This window comes from Pedobacter flavus, assembly GCF_036324285.1.
Lineage (GTDB): Bacteria > Bacteroidota > Bacteroidia > Sphingobacteriales > Sphingobacteriaceae > Pedobacter > Pedobacter flavus.
Genome location: NZ_JAZDQU010000002.1, coordinates 621,910 through 643,026 on the forward strand (window position 1 = coordinate 621,910; position 21,117 = coordinate 643,026).

Annotated in this window: 21 protein-coding genes and 1 pseudogene; 15 read left to right on the forward strand and 7 right to left on the reverse strand. The window is 32.2% G+C overall.

What is annotated here, in order from left to right:
• Window positions 1-1,839 (forward strand): outer membrane protein assembly factor BamB family protein, encoded by a 1,839-nt coding sequence (locus VRU49_RS08845; protein ID WP_330146417.1) that lies wholly within the window; start codon window positions 1-3, stop codon window positions 1,837-1,839.
• A 38-nt stretch (window positions 1,840-1,877) separates the two neighbouring features.
• Here VRU49_RS08845 and VRU49_RS08850 read toward each other — a convergent pair whose 3' ends face one another.
• Window positions 1,878-2,237 (reverse strand): hypothetical protein, encoded by a 360-nt coding sequence (locus tag VRU49_RS08850; RefSeq protein WP_330146418.1) that lies wholly within the window; start codon window positions 2,235-2,237, stop codon window positions 1,878-1,880.
• 139 nt (window positions 2,238-2,376) lie between these two features.
• Here VRU49_RS08850 and VRU49_RS08855 point away from each other — a divergent pair, with 139 nt between their 5' ends.
• From VRU49_RS08855 to VRU49_RS08865, 3 genes are all read left to right on the forward strand, one after another.
• On the forward strand, window positions 2,377-2,742 hold the full coding sequence (locus VRU49_RS08855) for a response regulator (protein WP_330146419.1): 366 nt from the start codon (window positions 2,377-2,379) through the stop codon (window positions 2,740-2,742).
• Window positions 2,743-2,768: 26 nt separating this feature from the next.
• Window positions 2,769-3,446: a DUF4397 domain-containing protein gene (locus tag VRU49_RS08860; protein ID WP_330146420.1), complete on the forward strand. Its 678-nt coding sequence runs from the start codon at window positions 2,769-2,771 to the stop codon at window positions 3,444-3,446.
• 90 nt (window positions 3,447-3,536) lie between these two features.
• A complete protein-coding gene (locus tag VRU49_RS08865) occupies window positions 3,537-4,136 on the forward strand; it encodes a TlpA family protein disulfide reductase (protein WP_330146421.1) in 600 nt (199 codons plus the stop codon).
• On the opposite strand, the gene VRU49_RS08870 is transcribed toward VRU49_RS08865, so the two are convergent.
• Entirely contained in the window at window positions 4,126-5,400 is a 1,275-nt protein-coding gene (locus VRU49_RS08870; RefSeq protein WP_330146422.1) for a DUF5690 family protein, read from the reverse strand. The genes VRU49_RS08865 and VRU49_RS08870 overlap by 11 nt on opposite strands.
• 193 nt (window positions 5,401-5,593) lie before the next feature.
• Here VRU49_RS08870 and VRU49_RS08875 point away from each other — a divergent pair.
• Together VRU49_RS08875 and VRU49_RS08880 are read left to right on the forward strand one after the other, a co-directional pair.
• Window positions 5,594-5,722 (forward strand): annotated as a pseudogene (locus tag VRU49_RS08875) (DnaJ domain-containing protein); the annotation flags it as partial.
• Window positions 5,699-5,980: a KTSC domain-containing protein gene (locus tag VRU49_RS08880; RefSeq protein ID WP_348528034.1), complete on the forward strand. Its 282-nt coding sequence runs from the start codon at window positions 5,699-5,701 to the stop codon at window positions 5,978-5,980. The pseudogene VRU49_RS08875 and the gene VRU49_RS08880, both read left to right, overlap by 24 nt.
• Before the next feature lies 1 nt (window position 5,981).
• Here the strand turns inward: VRU49_RS08880 and VRU49_RS08885 are convergent, their stop codons facing one another.
• The 4 genes from VRU49_RS08885 to VRU49_RS08900 form a co-directional block, all read right to left on the reverse strand.
• Complete coding sequence (locus VRU49_RS08885; protein ID WP_330146423.1) at window positions 5,982-6,596, reverse strand: alpha-ketoglutarate-dependent dioxygenase AlkB family protein; 615 nt, start codon at window positions 6,594-6,596, stop codon at window positions 5,982-5,984.
• A gap of 16 nt (window positions 6,597-6,612) precedes the next feature.
• Window positions 6,613-7,041 (reverse strand): PH domain-containing protein, encoded by a 429-nt coding sequence (locus VRU49_RS08890; protein WP_330146424.1) that lies wholly within the window; start codon window positions 7,039-7,041, stop codon window positions 6,613-6,615.
• Window positions 7,042-7,071: 30 nt separating this feature from the next.
• Window positions 7,072-7,944, reverse strand: a complete 873-nt coding sequence (locus VRU49_RS08895) for a bile acid:sodium symporter family protein (RefSeq protein ID WP_330146425.1) — start codon at window positions 7,942-7,944, stop codon at window positions 7,072-7,074.
• A gap of 96 nt (window positions 7,945-8,040) precedes the next feature.
• On the reverse strand, window positions 8,041-11,280 hold the full coding sequence (locus VRU49_RS08900; protein ID WP_330146426.1) for an amidohydrolase family protein: 3,240 nt from the start codon (window positions 11,278-11,280) through the stop codon (window positions 8,041-8,043).
• A 62-nt stretch (window positions 11,281-11,342) separates the two neighbouring features.
• Between VRU49_RS08900 and VRU49_RS08905 the strand changes: the two genes are divergently transcribed.
• From VRU49_RS08905 to rplT, 8 genes are all read left to right on the forward strand, one after another.
• Window positions 11,343-13,238 carry a RecQ family ATP-dependent DNA helicase gene (locus VRU49_RS08905; protein ID WP_330146427.1) on the forward strand — a complete coding sequence of 632 codons (1,896 nt, stop codon included), beginning with the start codon at window positions 11,343-11,345 and terminating at the stop codon, window positions 13,236-13,238.
• A 38-nt stretch (window positions 13,239-13,276) separates the two neighbouring features.
• Window positions 13,277-14,596 carry an MFS transporter gene (locus VRU49_RS08910; RefSeq protein ID WP_330146428.1) on the forward strand — a complete coding sequence of 440 codons (1,320 nt, stop codon included), beginning with the start codon at window positions 13,277-13,279 and terminating at the stop codon, window positions 14,594-14,596.
• A gap of 9 nt (window positions 14,597-14,605) precedes the next feature.
• Window positions 14,606-15,343 (forward strand): (Fe-S)-binding protein, encoded by a 738-nt coding sequence (locus VRU49_RS08915; protein WP_330146429.1) that lies wholly within the window; start codon window positions 14,606-14,608, stop codon window positions 15,341-15,343.
• A 115-nt stretch (window positions 15,344-15,458) separates the two neighbouring features.
• Window positions 15,459-16,433: a hypothetical protein gene (locus VRU49_RS08920; protein ID WP_330146430.1), complete on the forward strand. Its 975-nt coding sequence runs from the start codon at window positions 15,459-15,461 to the stop codon at window positions 16,431-16,433.
• Window positions 16,434-16,583: 150 nt separating this feature from the next.
• Window positions 16,584-18,506, forward strand: coding sequence for a threonine--tRNA ligase (thrS, locus tag VRU49_RS08925; RefSeq protein WP_330146431.1), 1,923 nt, complete (start codon window positions 16,584-16,586; stop codon window positions 18,504-18,506).
• A gap of 12 nt (window positions 18,507-18,518) precedes the next feature.
• On the forward strand, window positions 18,519-19,088 hold the full coding sequence (infC, locus tag VRU49_RS08930) for a translation initiation factor IF-3 (protein ID WP_330146432.1): 570 nt from the start codon (window positions 18,519-18,521) through the stop codon (window positions 19,086-19,088).
• 24 nt (window positions 19,089-19,112) lie between these two features.
• Window positions 19,113-19,313: a 50S ribosomal protein L35 gene (gene rpmI, locus VRU49_RS08935; protein WP_330146433.1), complete on the forward strand. Its 201-nt coding sequence runs from the start codon at window positions 19,113-19,115 to the stop codon at window positions 19,311-19,313.
• Between the two features lie 76 nt (window positions 19,314-19,389).
• The gene (rplT, locus tag VRU49_RS08940; RefSeq protein WP_330146434.1) at window positions 19,390-19,734 is read left to right on the forward strand and encodes a 50S ribosomal protein L20; all 345 of its coding nucleotides are present in this window, start codon (window positions 19,390-19,392) and stop codon (window positions 19,732-19,734) included.
• A gap of 79 nt (window positions 19,735-19,813) precedes the next feature.
• On the opposite strand, the gene VRU49_RS08945 is transcribed toward rplT, so the two are convergent.
• On the reverse strand, window positions 19,814-20,590 hold the full coding sequence (locus VRU49_RS08945; RefSeq protein WP_330146435.1) for an XRE family transcriptional regulator: 777 nt from the start codon (window positions 20,588-20,590) through the stop codon (window positions 19,814-19,816).
• Between the two features lie 135 nt (window positions 20,591-20,725).
• Between VRU49_RS08945 and VRU49_RS08950 the strand changes: the two genes are divergently transcribed.
• The gene (locus VRU49_RS08950; protein WP_330146436.1) at window positions 20,726-21,070 is read left to right on the forward strand and encodes a GIY-YIG nuclease family protein; all 345 of its coding nucleotides are present in this window, start codon (window positions 20,726-20,728) and stop codon (window positions 21,068-21,070) included.
• Window positions 21,071-21,117: the final 47 nt, after the last annotated feature.

Genomic DNA, 21,117 nt, shown 5'->3' on the forward strand with positions numbered 1-21,117 from the left:
ATGAAGTTTAAGTTTTTATTTTTTGCATTAATTTTCGCTATTCAAGTTAATGCTCAGGAGTTTAAGTATGCTTTTGTGACCGATACGCATGTTGGAGGTAGTACAGGAGAAGAAGATCTAAAAAGAACAGTTAGAGATATAAATAATTTAAAAGATATAGATTTTGTTCTTTTAACGGGCGACATAACAGAAATGGGTACTAATGACGAAATTAAATTGGCTAAAAGTATCATTAAAGGATTAAAAACACCTTTTTATATTATTCCAGGAAATCACGATACCGGTTGGTCTGAATCTGGAGGTGTAGATTTTATTAAAGCTTTTGGTTATGATAAGTTTTACTTTGATCATAAAGGTTATAGGTTTATAGGATGTGCCTCTGGTCCGTATGTAAGGATGTCTGATGGACATATTCCCCGTGATGCGGTGATGTGGTTAGAAGATGTTTTAGATAAAACACCAAAGGATATGCCTTTAATTTTTGTAAATCATTATCCTACTGATAATTCATTAGACAATTGGTATGATGCTTTAGATAGGTTAAAAAACTATAATGTTCAATACGCAATTTGTGGTCATGGTCACGCAAATAGAGCATTAGATTTTGAAGGAATTCCTGCTACAATGGGTAGATCTAATTTAAGAGCAAAGGCAGAAATAGGGGGATACAATATTGTGACTGTGAGTAATGGTAAGGTAGAATTTGCTGAAAAGACACCAGGCGTAGAAGGATCAAAATTATGGAGAACTATAAATACTAATACCAAACCAGATACCGAAGGGTTACTCATCAATAGACCTTCTTATCATGTAAATACATTGTATTCTAAAGTTAAACCGCTTTGGAAATATCATTCTTCAGCGAATGTAATTTTAACGCCTGCAACAAATAATGAAATTGTGGTTATTGGAAATAGTTTAGGTACTATAGAAGCTCTAGATTTTAAAACTGGTAAATTAATTTGGGATTTTAAAACTAAGGGTGCTATTTATTCATCACCAGTTATTTATAAAGATAGGGTGATATTGGGTTCAGGTGATGGTAATATCTACGCATTAAATGTAAAGAATGGACAGAAAATTTGGCAAATAAAAGCCAAAAAAGCTGTTTTGGGTAGCCCAATTATGGTAGAAAACATAGTCTATATTGGTGCAAGTGATGGGAAGTTTAGGGCAATTGATGTTAACACAGGAAAAATAAAATGGACTTTTAGTGGCGTTCCAGGTGCAATTGTGGGTAAGCCTTTAGCTTATAACAATATGATAATTTTTGGGTCATGGGGTAGAAAATTACATGCTTTAGATATAAACTCAGGGAAGATGATTTGGGAATGGGATAATGGACATGCAAATAGAATGTTTTCGCCTGCAATGGTAACCCCTGTGGCTAAAGATGGTATAGTTTATATTGCTGCTCCTGATAGAGTTTTAACTGCAATTGATGCAAGTAATGGCACTACTTTATGGAGAAATGCTACAACTACTGTGCGCGAATCAATAGGTATTTCTAATGATGGTTCTGAAATATATGGCAAAACCATGAATAATGAAATTGTTGCCTTTAAAACTGGTAAAGTTGATGAGGGAGTTAGCTGGAGATTGAATATGAATTATGGTTACGAACATGTACCATCTATGATTGTTGCTAATGGCGATGAATATGTTTTTGGAACAAAAAACGGGATCGTTTTTTCTTTCGATCCCGTTAAGCGCAATACTAATTGGGCATATAAAATTGATAACTCCATGGTTAATACGGTGAATACTTTGGGTAATCATTTAGTTTTAGTAGCCACAATGGATGGAGTGGTTACTTTATTAAACTCCAATTCTAAATAGTATTTAACCATTCAATTCTTAAAGCCAAATCATCGTTCTTATTTGCGATGGTTTGGCTTTTTTTTCATATTATGGTATTTCTTTCTATCGTTATCAAAATATTTATAAGGTTTATCCATCTTTTTTGCAATTTTTGGAGCCTTGTATAAATCATATTTTCTGTATTTCATAGGCAGTGATGATCTATACACCCATCTATTATTTTCTATATAAATAAATTGCCTTCTTGATACATCATAATAACTTTCTATTTCTGGTAAATAGTAATATCTAACTACTACCTTTTCTCTTGGTACCCAATTAGGTGCATTTCCAATCGAAATATTAATTTGTTGACTATTTGCAGAAAATATGTTGCATAAAAATAGGCCGAACACAATAACTATTACTTTTTTCATAATATATTTCTTATTAAATTTAGGTAAGAATTCGTCTTATTTCGAAGCGTATAGATCGAAATAATTAATAATAAAACCATTTTATACAGAATATGTTTAAAAGGTTCCTACAAAATATTTTTATATCTATCCAAAAATCATGAAAAAACGAATTTTAATTATCGATAATGATGCTGATATAGTGGATGGTATTCGTAATATTTTAGGTAAAAAACCTTACGAAGTTTTATATCATGTGGACTTTGATGATATAATTAAACTAGTACAGGATTTAGCCCCCAATATTATATTCTTAGATTACATTCTTAATGGTAAAAATGGGGGAGATCTTTGTAAATTTTTAAAATCCCATGTTTTAACTAAAAATATACCGGTTATTTTATTTTCTGCCTATCCTAAGATTTTATATTCTCACAATAATTTTGGCTTTAATGATATTCTAGAAAAGCCTTTTGAAAATGATGATTTTGTATATTTGATAGATAAATATTTAAAAGAAAAATAAGGATATTTATATTAATTTATAGATCTATGAAAAATCAAAAAGTTAAAGTTTTATATTTTGTTGCTGTATTATTTTCAATAGTTTTTACCTCATGCTTAAAAACCGAATTAGAGCCTGAAGTTCAAGGACCATTAACTTTAAGGGTGATTAATGCAGCGCAAGGGTCTGGTCCACAAGATTTTTATCAAGGAAATACTAAATTAAACACTTTACCAATTGTTTATGGAGAACAATCAACCGTAGTTGCAGGTAAATCTGGTTATAATAGGTTAGGGTTTACCAATAGCGGTTCTACAACTGCAAATGCTATTATAGATGTGGCCTTGCTTTCTGGTTCAGTAAGTAATGTTTTTCTTATTAAGAACAATGCTGGTATTTATGAGATAAATGGTTATGATTTAGAAAAATCTTTACCGCCAGCAGGAAAAATTAAAGTCAAATTTTTACATCTTGGTTCAACCTTATCAGGCAAAATTAATGTTAATTATGCAACAGGTGGGGTAGTTCAAAGCGATATTGAATATAGTGCAGGAAGTCCATATATTTTAATGGATGCAGGAACCAATTTAACGGCAAACGTTGTAGGTATTTTAGAATCTATAACTATTGATGGATCCTTAATGACCGCTGGAAATAATTATACAATTTGGTTTGATGCACAATCTTCAAACTTGCCCAAGTACCACATCATAAAAGATAATTAAGTGTAATTTTTGGTAAAAATTTTGTTATTTAAAAAATTATTGAATATAATTGATTAATAAACAGAGTTGTTAACCTTTAAATGGATTTTTATGAGAACTTTTATTACATTATTATTAGTTAGTATTTGTAGTATTGCTTACGCACAAGATACCATAGGTTATAGGGTTGGAACAACAAAAAATCCATACAGGCCCAGTCAGAAGCCACTTCCAACTATTGATGTAGAGATTGTAACTGAGAAATTTAAGTTAGAAAATCCAATTCTTAATCCAGGTAATGTATTAAATACAAGATTTTTACATCCTATTTTTTCTCAGGAGGAGTTAAATAATAAATCTTTGGTATTGGTGTTTTGGAATAAGGAATGCGATAACTGTTTAGATAAAATGAGTATTCTTAATACCCATTTAAAGAATTTAATGAAGGATAATAAATCTTTATTAATTAGTATCACACCAGAGAAAAAGGAAGATGCATTGGGTATTTTAAGGGATAATCCTGTAAGTCATACAGATTTAATTTGTAATGGGAAGGCAATTATAGAGAAATTAGGCATAACTAAATTTCCTACTTATGTAATTACCGATGCTAACCATAATATTAAATTGGCTGTTTCTGGTAACGATAGAGAGCTTTATGCCTTAATTAGGCATTATCTTAAACCGAGTGTAAACGGACTTACGCCTTAATTTTATTTAATTTCCTTGTGAAATACCACGCTGAAAAAGCGGTTAGTATTAATCCAACAATAGAAAGTGCAATTACACTATTGGAAAAGAAATTTATCCAGCTAAGCTGTATTTTAAATATTTCTTTACTAAATAATACGCCAATGCTTCCTATGTAGCCAAAAGAATCTGCCAAATAGATCAAGAATCCTACATTACCGGTAAATTTAAAAGTGGCAATAAATCGCTCGAAAAAAACTGAATTAAATGGTATATAAACCATATATAAGCCTAAACCAACTAAAGTCATCCAGAAAATAGGTTCTAAGAAAGAACGTAAAAATAAAAAAGTAGATAATCCCGCTACAATAAATCCGATTGCTATGAATAAATGTGCATACATAAATGCCTTATAGCTATTTTTAATCATCACCATGCTACCTATTAAAATTAGAATAGCGATAGAAATTGGCGTTTCTGTTTTAGAAAATAAGGCTGGTTGATTAAAATACCCCATTTCCTTCCACATTTCGGCTCCAAAATTGTCTCTAATATCCCTAAATATGGTAGCAAAAACATAGATTAAAATACAGGCAATTAAACCTGGTAAAAACTGTTTTATAAATTTCTTGCGGTCATTTTTATCCATACTCGTTCTTTTCATTCTGGCCAATTCGTCCTTTGTATCTGGAGCTGGAATTTTTTCCATAAGTGCAACAAAAACCAATAATGGACCAGCAAATAAGAATGCCGTAAAAAAGGGCACCCAAAACTCAGACACACCAAATTCGAGCATTAACCAACCACCCGCCGTTCTAACAAATCCGGATGCGAAAATAAAACTCACCGCTAAAGCTGCCCCAATAAAATCTGTACCTCTTCTACCTTCAACATAAGAAAAAACTACACCCCATAACATACCCAATGGAAAACCGTTTATAAATAGAAAAATAATATTGTAAGGAGCTGGAACTAATGCGAAACCCAACCAGCTTAACCAAGCAATGCCCGCCATACTTAATATAATAATGCCTCTGCCAGATCTTTTTAGCTCGGCTATATATTTAATCCCATAGAATTTTGCCAACATATAACCTAAAACCTGAGCAATGACCAATATGGTTTTATAGGAATAACCCCATACCTCTAATCCATCGAATGTGGCAACTGTAAACGATTTTCTAAATCCAAAAATCATGGTGTAAGCTAAGAATACAACGATAGCAGCATACACACTAATTTTGATTTGATTTCCTTTTATAGGTTTTAAAGTCTGTGAGATCATAGTTCTAAGATAAAATAATTAAACTATTGTTCTGCAAATATTTAATTATAGATTTAGTTATTTACTGGCTTATTAATCATACCTTTGAACCTTAAATAAAATAGCATTTTAGCTTTTTCTTTAGAACTTTTGAATGAAAAAAATAGTTGATTATAGAAAATTATTACAGGTTACTGAGTAAGCTTCTCTCAAAGAATTAAAGACTACTTATAGGTCTTTAATGAAAACGTGGCATCCAGATAAATTTGCTGATAATGAAACTGCTAAATTGGAAGCAGAGAATATGAGTAAGGATGTAATAGAGGCTTATCATTTCCTGGTTAGTATTTCAAAAGAAACTAGAGCAGAAACTTTTGCTGAATATACTTTAACCACAACTACTTCAGCAATTGCTGATTTTGAATACAAGCAACAAGTTTTGAAAATAGACTTTTTAGACGGTAATAGTTATGAATATTTTGATGTTCCTAAAGCTATTTATTTAAAACTAATTAATGCTGATTCTCCAGGTAGATTTGCTAGGCGACATATTTATCAGCAATATGTTTATAGAAGTTGCTCTAAATTGGTGGCTCAATAATTTAGCTGCTTTTTTCTTTTATTATTGTACGGAAGGTTAGGTTAATTCGCTCAGTTTCAATTTTTGTTGTTGGAGGTAACCTATGAAGCCAATGGGATTGAGTTTCATCCTGCATAATTAATAAGCTTCCATGCTCGAGTAATATAGATTTAACTTCTTTAGTTTCTTTATGTTTAAAGCTGAATTTTCTTTCAGCACCTAAACTTATTGAAGCTATAGCTCCGTTCTTTTTTAACATTTTTTCTGCATCGCTATGCCAAGCCATACTTTCTGATCCATTATGGTATAAATTTAAAAGGCATGCGTTGTAGGTGGTGTTTGTCAATCTATAAATCAGTTCGCTTATTTCAATAAGTTCTTGAGTATATGGCAAAGCACTTTTTGTGATTTTTGAGTAGGTGTATTCAAAAGGCTCTAATCCATACCAAGCAACTTTCCTTTTTGTGATATAATGCTTTCCAAACATTTTTGCTTCATCATTTTTCCATTCTATATTGGCTAAAAGTTGATTAAAATAATAGTCTGCTATCTTTTTAGCCATTATTCTCCCATAATACAATACGGTACCATCGTATGGTAATAAATTATGAAGGGTGGTTGGGTGATGAGACAACATGGTGTTTATAGAAAACTTATTTTTCGATAATTATGTTTGGATTGGTTTTCTTTAAAGTTTCTATGAATAACCAAGGGGTTACAGGTGAGATATAAATATCGCTATATCTATCGTAATTAATAATTAACCCTTTAGTAGCTAATGCAGGTTTTAAACCCACATACATGGTTTTATTGGTTGTTATTTTCTTAATCCTATCTATTTCTATTTTTCCAAATATTGGCCCGGATTTATAGTGTAAATAATTGTCTTTGATTTCATAATAAGTATCTAACCATATCCATAAAAAAAAGGATACTGTAATTAAACTAATGGAAAGAAAAATAAAAAACTCCTTGTTTAATCCTTCTTGAAAATAAAATATAAATGAATAGGATAGTAGTAATATGGTGGTTATCCAGATTATTAATCCCAGAAATAAAGTTTTTCTGCTTTTGAATTTCATATAAAATGATGTTTTGTAGATGCTGAAATTTTAAATCAGTGTTTTTTCTTTTGTGGATGATTTAACTATGTAGCCAAATAAAGCGGCTGTAAAAAACATTAAAATTCCATATACAGCAGGGGGGATGCTCATTTTACTGTTGCCAATTACATTCATGGCCAAATATATGGCTAATGTGGCATTATGAATGCCAATTTCCATTCCAATTGCAATTCTTTGTTTTTTATTGATTTTTAATAAGCTGGGCACATAATAACCTATTGCCATACTTAGAATATTGAAAATTAAGCTTGCTAATCCCACTTCTTTAAAGAATCCAATAAATTGGTCCTTTTCTTTATATACAGCTCCAAAGATGATGATGATTAATAAAAGTGCTGAAAGTATTTTCACAGGTTTTTCTAATTTCTTAGAAAAGTTAGGGACAATTTTATTTAATACCATTCCACCTATTACAGGAATTAATACGATTGCAAATACTTCTAATACCTTTGAAAACTGCATAGGAATACGTTGATCCGAATCCATGAAAAAGTTAATGGAAAAATTAACAATAAATGGTAAAGTAAAAAGGGTTAGGACACTGTTTACAGCTGTTAAAGATATATTTAAAGCTACATCTCCTTCTGAAAGATGACTATATAAATTTGCCGTTGCTCCACCTGGAGAAGCCGACAATAACATTAATCCTACTCCAAATTCTGGAGGTAACTTAAATAAGATGACTATCCCAAAGCAAATAATAGGAAGAAGAATCATTTGACAGAATAATCCAATAAATACTGCTTTTGGATAGATAATTACACGTTTAAAATCATTAATGGTTAGGTTTAAACCCAATCCAAGCATAATTATTCCAAGTGCAAAAGGTAAGAAGTTGGTTAGTGAAGCGCTTTCTTCCATGTTATTAAGTTTAGTTTATTTGAAAACTAATTTACTTTAAATAGCGACATAAAAAAAGCCCGAATAAATCCGGGCTTATTATTTTGTTAATATATCCTAATCGCAGTTAGGGACAGTAAAAGTCCAAGTGTCTGAAACTTGACTAGGGAATGTAAATGAAATGCCTTTATCCATTTCGAACCACAATTTGGCTCTAGGTTTATCGCGAAGTCCAATTTCATTCATTGTCATGCTATCGTATAATCTTCCGTTAATCATAACATGAGATATTTTTTCTGAATTTCTGATGTCTTCTAGTGGATTATTATTAAGAATTACTAAATCTGCTAATTTACCTTTCTTTAAAGAACCAATTTCTTTTTCCATGCCTAGGTATTTAGCACCATTTAAAGTTGCATTTCTTATCGCTTCTAATGGTGTAAATCCTCCTTGAACAAACATCCACAATTCCCAATGTGCACCTAAACCTTGAATTTGACCATGTGCACCTAAATTAACTAATGTTCCAGCATCTGAGATTTGTTTAGAAGCTTTTGCTACATCAATATGTCCGTAATCTCCATATTCTGAAGTTGTTCTTCTTCTAGATCTGGCATCAATTATAGATCTTGGTGTATAAGTCATTAATCGCTCATTTTCCCAAACATTTGTTCTATCGTACCAATAATTTTCTCCCCATTGCGAACCATAACTTACAATTAAAGTAGGTGTGTAGGCTACATTGGTTTTGCTCCAAAAATCTAAAACATCTTTATAAACTGGAGCAATTGGAATACTATGCTCAATTCCAGTATGACCATCGGCAACCATATTCATGTTGTGGAAGAAGGTTGATCCACCCTCAGGAACAACTTCCATTTTAAGGATTCTCGCTGCTTCTAAAATTTGTTGACGTTGATTTCTACGTGGTTGGTTATAAGATTTTACCGAAAATGCACCAACTGCCTTTAATCTACGTAAATGAGATAATGCGTCGTCTAAGCTGTTTATAACAACTTTAAAATCTCCATCGGCTCCATATAAAATAGAACCAGTTGAATATAAACGAGGACCAACCATACGACCGGCTTTAATCATTTCACTCTGACTAAATACCATTTCTGTATTGCTAGAAGGGTCATGAGCAGTGGTAACCCCAAAACTTAGGTTGGCCAAATAAGACCAGTCTTGTTGTGGAGAAATACCATCTGGACTAGTTCTTAAATGCGCGTGTACATCAATCATACCCGGCATAATGGTTTTACCTGCCACATCAATTATTTTCGCTTGAGCAGGAATTGTAATTTTATCTACTTCGCCCATTTCCAGGATTTTGTTGTTTTCTATTAGAATGGTACCGTGTTCAATAACTTGATCGCCTTCCATCGTGATTATTCTTGCTCCTTTTAGCGCCAATAATCCATTTGGCATATCCGAATTTAATTTAAGATTTAACGCAATTCCAACAGAATCTAGTGCTGGTAATTTAGTTGGAGAACCATTTAAAAAAGTAAATGCATTTTGAATTTCTCTTGTAAAATAATTTTCTCCTAATGTCCAATGCAATTTCTGACTATCACTACTCCAGTGAATATAAGTCCCGCCATCTTTAGAAACCCTTGTGCTTGGTAATGACCTGTTATTAGCTGATAAATCTAGTGCTGCACCAGTTGTAACTAATGGCGTAATATAGACGTTAAAAAGCTCAGTAAAGGCCATCCATTTGCCATCTGGACTAGGCGCAAATTGATTAGCATAAGTGGTTGTAAAATGTGCTTTATCATTTGCACCATTTAAATCGATACTCTTAAATGCTCTTTTACCATTATCAGATCCGTAATAAAAGATTCTAGTATCATCAGCATTAAATTTGGGTTTCGTGCCAGATTCTGAAACAAGTCTTTTGGCACCACCATTAGATGGAATGATAAAAATACCATTTCCTTTTCCATAAGTTTGTCCCAATACATCATTTCCAGGACCTTTTCTAAATACAATTCTATCACCTTTTCTACTGTAAGAAGGACTATAATAATAGCCTTTTTCATCAGTTAAAGTAATCGTTTTTCCGTTTTTAAGTTCGGTTCTTTTAATTGCCCCCTTAAATTCATCGCTCCAAGTAGCATATACAATGAATTTTCCGTCTGGACTAAACTCAGGTTCAAATTCAAAATCTATCCCGTTGGTAAGTCTAACAGCTTCTCCATTGGGTAACTCTTTTTTATATAAATAACCAGCGGCATTAAATACTACAGTTTTTCCATCCGGACTGGTTGTTAACTGTCTAACCATTTTTACATTAAATTCTGGTTTGAAAACTTCTTGCTCAAACTTTAATGCATTTTGTACAGTATGATCTACAGAAACCTGGAATGGAATATCGGTTGAAATTAAACTCTCAATATTAAGCTTGTTAATTTTCCCTTTTGCATAAAAAATTAAGTTTTGGCCGTCGGGTGTCCATGCAAAATTAGGGTAAACACCAAAAATTGCCCATGTTTCTTGTTGATCATGAGAAAGTTGATCAAACAATTGTGTTTCTTCTCCGGTTTGAAGGTTTTGAATGGCTAAAACAGATTTTAACCTAACTCTTTTAACGTATGCCATGAATTTCCCATCAGGAGAAATTTGAGGTCGCGCACTTCCTCCTTGTTGAGCAATTAAATTGGTTAATCTTCCTGATTGTAAATCCAATTGCCTAATAGCATAAATTAAACCGTTTGGATCCTTACTATATTCGAAATTCGGACCAGGACTAATATCTTCGCTATAGTATAAATATCTGCCATCGGGCGAAATATTAGGCTCTCCAGCATCCTGTTGGTCATTTTTACGTTTAGTTAATTGAATTCCATCACCACCAAAAATATTATACATCCACATTTCACCCGCACCTAATGATCTAGTATTTGTGAAATGTTTACGTGCTACTATATAATTGCTATTTGGCATCCAAGTAGCATTATTTAATAGTCTAAAACTTTCCTTCGTAATTTGTCTTTTATTGGACCCATCTCTGTTCATGATCCAAATATTGTCGCCCCCATCTTTATCGCTCGTAAAAGAAATATACTTTCCATCTGGACTAAACCTAGGTTGTACTTCCCATGCAATGCCACTACTCAAAATTTTTGCTTGTCCACCCTGAATAGGAATCGAAAAAATATCGCCTAATAAGTCGAAAACTATTTCCTTTCCATCTGGACTTACATCTAAGTTCATCCAGGTTCCTTCATTCGTATTGATTTGAAATGAAGTAGTTGGACCATTATACTGTTCTATATCCCATTTTTTATCCTGTGAAAAGGATTGAAAACCACAAAAAATGAGTACTAAGGGTAAATAAAATTTTCTCATATTTAGACTTTAATTGAAAAATTGCAATTTACTAATATCCATATTAAAATGATTATTTCTTTATGCCAGAAGTAGAAATTCTAAAGAAGTATTGGGGTTACGATTCATTTAGGCCATTACAGCAGGATATTATAAGATCTGTTTTAGATGGAGAAGATGCCTTGGCTTTAATGCCTACTGGTGGTGGTAAGTCTATTTGCTTTCAGGTTCCTGCAATGGTAATGGAGGGTATATGCTTGGTAATATCTCCATTAGTTGCTTTAATGAAGGATCAGGTAGAGCATTTAAGAAATAAAGGCATTGCTGCAGAGGCCATCTTTGCAGGTATGGGAAAGAGAGAAATTGATATAATTTTAGACAATTGTATTTTCGGAAATATAAAATTTCTGTACTTATCTCCAGAAAGGTTGCAGTCAGATTTGGTAAGGACTAGAATTACCTACATGAATGTAAATTTATTAGCCATTGATGAGGCACATTGTATTTCGCAATGGGGATATGATTTTAGACCACCTTATTTAAAAATAGCTGAATTACGAGATTTAATTCCAAATGTTCCGGTATTGGCTTTAACTGCTACAGCTACAGAATTTGTTAGAGAAGATATACTTGAAAAGCTGAAAATTAAGCATGCCAATGTATTTGTAAAAAGTTTTGCAAGGAAAAATTTAAGCTATGTAGTTTATAACTTGGATGATAAGTTTAAGAAGCTATTACAGATTATAGATAAAGTTAAAGGTTGTGGATTAATCTATGTAAGAAATAGGAGGGAAACCGCCGAAGTTGCAGCCTATTTACTAAGAAATTCCATATCTGCAGATTTCTATCACGCTGGTTTGCCCACAGAATTGCGATTTAAAAAACAGCAATTATGGATGGAAAATAAAATTAGCGTTATGGTGGCCACTAATGCCTTTGGTATGGGTATAGATAAACCAGACGTTAGATTTGTAGTACATCTAGATTTGCCGGAAAGTTTGGAAGCCTATTATCAGGAAGCTGGAAGAGCTGGGCGAGATGGCCATAAATCTTATGCAGTTCTATTGACCAATAAAACAGATCAAGTTAATTTAAAAAATAGAGCTTTAGAGCAAATTGTTGAGCCCGCAGAAATAAAAAAAATATATCACTCTTTAGGTAATTTTTATCAGTTGGCTTATGGTGCGGGACATGGTTTGAGCTTTGATTTTGATTTAATTAAATTTAGTAAAACATTTAATTACAAACCTTTAAAGGTTATTAATTCTTTAAAGTATTTATCTCAATTCGGTTATCTAGAATTAAGTGAAAACATATTTATTCCTTCTAGGGTGATGTTTATGGCTGACCACGAAACCGTTTATAAATTTCAAATTGAGCATAAATCATACGACAACTTTATTAAAATCTTATTGCGCTCTTATGGGGGTATTTTTGATCATTTTACGAAAATAAATGAAGCAGAATTAGCGAATAGATTAAAAGTGTCCTATAATGAAGTAATCAATACTTTAAAATACTTAGAAAGCCAGGAATTAATTCAATACCTACAACAAACAGATGTTCCGCAGTTAACCTTTATGGTAGGAAGAACACAACTTAGCCATATGGATATAGATGTTAAATTTATTAAACAGCGACAAGAAATACATGAAAAACAAATAGATTCGGTAATTGAATATGCCTCCAAAGATGTTTGCAGGAGTATTTTGTTGTTAAAGTACTTTAATGAAATTACGGCTGATAAATGTGGTATTTGTGATGTTTGTATTGCAGAAAAAAAGCGACTTAAGGTTAATTCATACATGGAAATGTTAGATTATGAACTCATAACCCTTCTCCAATCAGGAAGAAAGAATTATGAGGAAATTGTTGAAGGAATAAAAGACATTTCAGAAGAAAAAATTATAAATCGATTAAAAGATTTATTGGAAGCGGGTAAAATTAAAACAGATGGTATTTGGTATTATTTAAACTAATAGAAATTAAAAATTTTATACATTCGCCATCATAAACCATGAACAAAATAAGAAACAATAAAAAAACAATAATATCGTGGGCGTTTTATGATTGGGCTAATTCTGCTTATAATTTGGTTATAACATCAACCATTTTTCCTGCCTATTATACTGCTATTACTTCTGATAACAATAATAGCACGGTTGATTATGTTGATTTTTTAGGATTTAAGTTCGTAAATTCTTCTTTGTATAGCTATTCAATGGCTTTCGCTTTTTTAATTATCGCATTAATATCACCTATTTTATCTTCAATAGCAGATACCAAGGGCAATAAAAAGTCATTTATGAAATTCTTTACCTATTTGGGAGGCTTAGCTTGTTGTGGATTGGTATTTTTTGATCAAAATAGCCTAACTGTCGGTATAGTCTTTTTTATATTAGCTACATTAGGTTTTTGGGGTAGTCTAGTGTTTTATAATGCTTATTTACCTGAAATTGCCACTATAGATCAGCAAGATATAGTAAGTGCAAAAGGTTTTACATATGGCTATATTGGAAGTGTAATACTTCAATTAATTTGTTTCGCATTTGTGTTTTTTCCTAGTTTTTTCGGACTTAAAAATGAAGGAGAAGCCTCGAGATTATCATTTTTTATGGTAGGAGTTTGGTGGATAGGATTTGCTCAAATTCCATTCTTGTTTTTACCAAGAAGTAAACAAGAGACCAAAAATATATCGGGCAATATCTTTACTGATGGTTTTTTTAAATTAAAAAAGGTTTGGGATCACGCCAAACACATGAAATATTTAAAACGTTTTCTATTTGCTTTCTTTTTTTATTCAATGGGTGTTCAAACAGTAATGTTAGTAGCTACTTTATTTGGCGAACAAGAATTAAATTTAGGTACAGAGAAGCTAATAGCTACAATATTAATATTACAGTTGGTGGCTATTCCTGGAGCATTGGGTATGTCTTATTTAGCTAAAAATAAATTTGGAAACGTAAATGTACTTATTGGTGTAGTAATAATATGGATAGGAGCCTGCGTTGGTGGATATTTTGTAGAAACTGAAATCCAGTTTTATATACTTGCAGGTATGATAGGATTAGTAATGGGTGGTATTCAATCACTTTCTAAATCAACATATTCTAAATTTTTACCTCAAAATAATACCGAATTCTCTTCATATTTTAGTTTTTACGACGTTACAGAGAAAGTAGCCTTGGTATTTGGTATGTTTAGTTTTGGTTTTATCGGTGAATTATTTGGAATGAGAAATTCTGTAGTAGTGTTGGCTTCATTCTTTATTATAGGTTTAGTATTTTTGTTCCTTCTTAAGCGAGCTGAGCCTAAAACTCTTAAGGCTGTTGCTTAATCTAAATTTATGAAAGTAGAACTCTTTATTCCTTGTTTTGTTGATCAAATTTATCCAGAGACCGCTCTAAATACCATTAGGTTATTAGAAAAAGCTGGATATACTGTTACATATAATGAAAATCAAACCTGTTGTGGTCAGCCAGCCTATAATGCCGGATATTGGCCTGAAGCAAAGGAAATTGGAAATAAATTTTTACAAGATTTTGGTGATCAAAATTATATAGTATCGCCTTCTGCATCTTGTGTAGGTATGGTTAAAAAGGGCTATAACGATTTATTTACCAATACCACTTTACATAATAAATGCAGGAATATTCAGAACAATATTTATGAGCTTTCCGATTTTTTAATCAATGTAGCAGGTAAAACTTATTTCGGAGCAGAATTGGAAGGTCGCGCCGTTTATCATGATTCTTGTAGTGCATTAAGAGAATGTAAGATAAAAGATGAACCAAGAATGTTGTTAGAAAAAGTTCACGGTTTAGAATTAGTAGAATTAAAAGATAGTGATATGTGTTGTGGTTTTGGAGGTACATTTGCAGTTAAATTTGATTCTATTTCATCAGCTATGGCTCAACAAAAAGTTAACCACGCAATGGATGTTCAGGCAGATTTTATCATTTCTACAGACCTATCTTGTTTGTTACACTTACAGGGGTATATTGACCAACAAAAATTACCTATAAAATGCATGCATATTGCTGATGTACTGACACATGGATGGTTGGAAACACCAGAATTTTAGAAATCAGTTTTTAACAATATTTAACATATTTTCGATCATAATTTAAAGAAATTTGAATGTTCTATTTGAGATGAAAATTTAAGCTTACATAGAAAGTTAAATTTTAAAAAAAATAATGAAAAGAAAATTTATTCTAGCAATAGCATTAGTTGGACTAGGCATGAGTTCAATGGCACAGAAAAAAACTTCTGGTGCAATACAATATCAAGTAACAGTTGATCCTGCTGCCATGGCTGCAGCTAGTGGAATGACAATTTCACCTGAGATGTTGGCAAGAATGCCAAAAGCTTCAAAAATAGATTATGAATTGCTATTTAATGCAACGCATGCAAGTTATATGTTAGTTCAGGATTTTGAAGATAGTAATTCTGAAGGTGGTGGCATGACTGGCGGTATGAATATGGGTAGAATGATGGGCAGAATGGGTGGTAATGCAAATAGAGATTATTACTATAATATCCCTGAAAAGAAAATGTATGAAGTATTTACTTTGAACGATTCTATTTTTGTAATGCCAGGTGAATTGAAATTGAACTTAGGTGGAAACAACGGATTTGGTGGAGGTAACCAAAACAGACCTCAAGGTCAAGGTGTCCAAAATCAAAATGCTGGACAAAACAGACCAAATAACCAAAACAACAGTGTTGTTCAATATTCTAATGAACCTCCAGTAATAAAAGTTATAAAAACTGATGAAACTAAAACTTTGCTAGGTTTAAATGCTAAAAAAGCAGTAGTTACAAGCACAAGAAAAGCTACTGTTTTGGGTATGGAAAAGGAAGTAACAGAAGAAACAGTTATTTGGTACACCAATGATTTAGGTTTTGATTTTTCTCCTAATCCGAATATTTGGACAGAAGGCGCAGTTTTATCAATAGAAGCTAAAGGAAACTCAACAATTGCAAAAAGTATTGAATATAGAAATGTAAATGCAAAAGATGTGAATCCGCCTAAAAAGGCTATTGCTTTAACAAAAGAGGAGTACGCGGCCAAAATGGAGAGCATGATGAGAAGAATGAGAAATAATCAAGGTGGCGATAGAGGAGCTGGTGGTAACCAAGGTAACGTAAGAAATATCGTAATTAACTAAAACAAACAAGGTTAAATATTTAAAAGAGGATCTAGGTCCTCTTTTTTAATGCCTTAAAAATATCTTTAAGAATTTGTATCTTTGTGTAAGAATAAATCACATTGTAGGTGATTATTGAAGTTATATATTAAATTTAAATCATAGTTGTAGATGATTATTACTCTTCCAGATGGATCGCAACGTACGTATCCACAGGGCACAACTGCCCATCAAATTGCACTTTCAATTTCCGAAGGTTTAGCAAGAAATGTCCTTGCAGCAGAAGTTAACAACGAAGTTTGGGATGCTCATAGGCCCATTGAAACGGATGCTCATGTTAAATTATTAACCTGGAATGATCCGGCTGGGAAATCAACATTCTGGCATTCATCAGCCCATTTAATGGCCGAGGCCTTAGAAGCATTATATCCTGGAACTAAATTTGGAATTGGACCTGCTATAGAAACTGGCTTTTATTACGATGTAGATTTTGGTGATAGAGAGTTTTCTTCAGATAATTTTAAAGAGATAGAGCAAAAAATGCTCGAATTGGCTAAAAGAAAAGAAGTTTTTGTTCGTGAATCCGTTTCAAAAAGCGACGCTATAGCTTATTTTCAAGAAAAAGGAGATGAGTATAAGTTAGATTTATTAGAAGGATTAGAAGACGGACAAATAACATTCTATAAACAAGGCGAGTTTACGGATCTTTGTAGAGGTCCACATATTCCAGATACGAGTTTCATCAAAGCCGTAAAATTAATGAATGTGGCTGGTGCGTATTGGAGAGGCGATGAAACTAAAAAACAATTAACCCGTATTTATGGTGTTACTTTTTCAAAGCAAAGTGAATTAACAGCTTATTTGTTAATGATCGAAGAAGCCAAGAAAAGGGATCATAGAAAATTAGGTAAAGAATTAGAACTGTTTGCTTTTTCTGAAAAAGTAGGTATGGGTTTACCTTTATGGTTACCTAAAGGCGCTGCTTTGAGAGAAAGATTGGTTCAGTTTTTAACCAAGGCGCAAGCAAAAGCCGGGTACGAACAAGTTGTTACTCCACATATTGGTAATAAAAATCTTTATATAACATCTGGCCATTATGAAAAATATGGTAAAGATGCTTTTCAACCAATAAGAACACCTCAAGAAGGCGAAGAGTTCTTTTTGAAACCTATGAATTGTCCTCATCACTGTGAGATTTATAAAGTTAAACCAAGGTCATATAAAGATTTGCCATTGCGTTTTGCAGAGTTCGGTACTGTTTACAGATACGAGCAAAGTGGAGAATTACATGGATTAACTAGGGTTAGAGGGTTTACTCAAGATGATGCGCATTTATTTTGTAGACCTGATCAAGTAAAAGATGAATTTAAAAAAGTAATTGATTTGGTTCTGTATGTTTTTAAAACATTGGGATTTGAAGATTATATTGCTCAGATTTCGTTGAGAGATCCAGAAAATAAAAACAAATATTTAGGGTCGGAAGAAAACTGGAAAATTGCAGAACAGGCAATTATTGAAGCTGCAGAAGAAAAGGGCTTAAAAACTGTAATTGAACTAGGTGAGGCTGCATTTTATGGTCCGAAATTAGACTTTATGGTTCGTGATGCTATTGGCAGAAAATGGCAACTGGGAACTATTCAGGTTGATTATAACTTGCCAATTAGATTTGAATTGGAATATACAGGAAGTGATAATCAAAAACATGTTCCGGTCATGATTCATAGAGCTCCATTTGGATCTTTAGAAAGATTTATTGCAGTTTTAATTGAACATTGTGCTGGTAATTTCCCACTTTGGCTTTCTCCTGAACAATTTATCATACTTCCTATTTCAGAAAAGTATGAAGAATATGCAAAAAAAGTTTCAGAAGAACTAAATATTTCCGATATTCGCGGTCTAATTGACGGTCGTGATGAAAAGATTGGCAGGAAAATTAGAGATGCGGAAGTGAAAAAAGTGCCTTATATGCTTATAATAGGGGAAAAAGAGATGGAAGAAGGAAAAGTAAGCGTTAGGAAACATGGTGAAGGAGATTTAGGTACTATGACCGTTTCTGAATTTAGTGAATTAATGATTAAAGAAATAACAGTTTAAAAAGTAAAAAATTTGGCATTAGGAAGACCAGGATTTAATAGGGGCCCAAGACCTCCTTTTAAGAAAAAAGAAGCAGAACATAATATCAATCAGTTTATTAAAGCGTCTGAAGTACGTTTAGCTGGAGATAATGTAGAGCAAGGAATATATCCTCTTGCGAAAGCTTTGGAACTTGCTGATGAGTTAGATCTTGATTTAGTAGAGATTTCACCAAATGCTGTTCCTCCAGTATGTCGTATTATAGATTACAGTAAATTTATATACGAGCAAAAAAAGAAACAGAAAGAAATTAAAGCAAATGCTAAGCAAACTGTTATTAAGGAGATCCGTTTCGGACCGAATACCAGTGATCATGATTTCCAATTTAAACTAAAGCATGCAATTAGTTTCTTAGAAAACGGAGAAAAAGTTCGTGCTTATGTTCATTTTAAAGGTCGTGCAATTGTATATAAAGAGCAAGGAGAAATCCTTTTATTAAAATTTGCACAAGCTTTAGAAGATTATGGTAAAGTAGAACTTTTACCTAAATTAGAAGGAAAGCGAATGTTTTTAACATTAGCGCCTAAAGTTGCTAAAAAATAATACAAACGAAATAAAAATAGAGTTATGCCAAAAATGAAAACCAATTCCAGTGCTAAAAAGCGTTTTTCGCTTACTGGAACAGGTAAAATCGCTAGAAAAAATGCATACAAAAGTCACATCTTAACTAAGATGAGTACTAAACGTAAGCGTAACCTAAGTAATACCAGCATGGTACATGATGCTGATATGGGTAACGTAAAACGTATGCTTTGCATTGGAAAGTAATTAATTAATTTTTAACCAGGTATCAGGCTTTAAAGGATCGCATTAGCGAACGCCGCTTACCAAAATCAATTTAAACATGCCACGTTCGGTAAACGCAGTTGCTTCGAGAAGAAGAAGAAAAAAAGTCCTCAAATTAGCTAAAGGTTATTGGGGTTCACGCTCAAAGGTATATACCATAGCGAAAAACACAGTAGAAAAAGGTTTACAATACGCTTATCGCGATCGTAAAGTTAAGAAAAGAGAATTCCGCGCATTATGGATTCAACGTATTAATGCTGGTGCTCGTCAACACGGATTATCTTATTCTCAATTTATCGGTAAATTAGCTTCAAAAGAAATCGGTTTAAACCGTAAAGTATTAGCTGATTTAGCAATGAATCACCCAGAAGCTTTTAAAGCTGTGGTTGATGCAGTAAAATAAGCTTAAGTTATTTTATAATAGAAAAGCCCCGAAATTTCCGGGGCTTTTTTGTTTTCTAGTATTTCTGATTTTTTTTAATCTAATTCTTGTTTAAGCTAGATATGCTTTTTTGCATTTGAGCCATCATTTGTGTTAGCGATTCCATTGTTGGTTCTGGCGAAGGTTCCGGTAGGGCAGTAGATATAAATGCTTTTGCTTTCCAAATTTCTAAAATATCTTCAGCTGGAATTGTATAAGGATCGTAAACTTTATTATCTGAAATTAATTTTAAGTCCTTGTTCTCTTTATATTTATTTCCTATTCTCTTATATACTACGCCTTCGTTTAAGCTAATAATAATATAAGTTTCACCTTGTTTTATGTCATTCCAGTTATCTAAATATTCGCCAATTATTATACTTCCCGGTTGAATTGGTAACATTGAATCACCCATAATTTCAAATGCTCTATAGGTCCCTTGTTTTAAGGTTGGAATAGGTAACTGAAATTTTGGTAAGTCTTGGATGTATTGTGGGTCAGCATACCCATTTAAATAACCCGCGCTAGCTTTTACTGGTACAAGTTCAATATTTTCATTGTCGTTTTTATCTATAGATATACTTAACACTCTTAAATTGCTACCTTGACTCTTTGGTTTAGATTTCCATTGATCATTTATTTCTTCATTAATAAATTCATCAATACTCAATTCAAAATATTCAGCTATTTTTTTTAGTAATTCATATTTAGGTTCAGCTCTATCTTCTTCGTAAGCCCCAACTAATGATCTTTTAATATTCATAATATCAGCAAATTGCTGTTGGGTGAGGTTATTTTTCTTACGTAAGTATTTTAGGTTGTTAGCTATGTTCGACATGATAAAAAAAATGTTAAATAAATTTGTAAATACTAAAATTATTAGTAATATTGTGCCAATAAAGTTAGTAAATATAATTTTAAAAACAAGTAAATATCTAAATTAATTAGTTTTTTAATCTTCAAAGCGGAAATCATGAAAAAATTTGTATACATAGTAACAGATAGAAATAGAGTTAATCTTCACGTTGGGATAAGTAGCGATTTATCTAAAACATTATCATTTTATAAACAAATGCCTAATTTGTTTTTTGATCAGACTCAACAATTAACGCGTTTGGTTTATTTTGAAGAATTAAAAACTGAAGAGCAAGTTTTAAATAGATTTAAACTATTGAGTAGATTTACTCGAATTCAAAAAGAAAGACTAGTGCGTTCATGTAATCCTGATTGGATTGATTTAACGCCAGGATACCAATTTGAAAAATCGCAACAACATTTGTTAAATCAAATAGCTTTGCCTTTAAATATACTTTCATAATAAAAATGCCCCCAAAACTATAGTTATTGGGGGCATTAATTTTAATT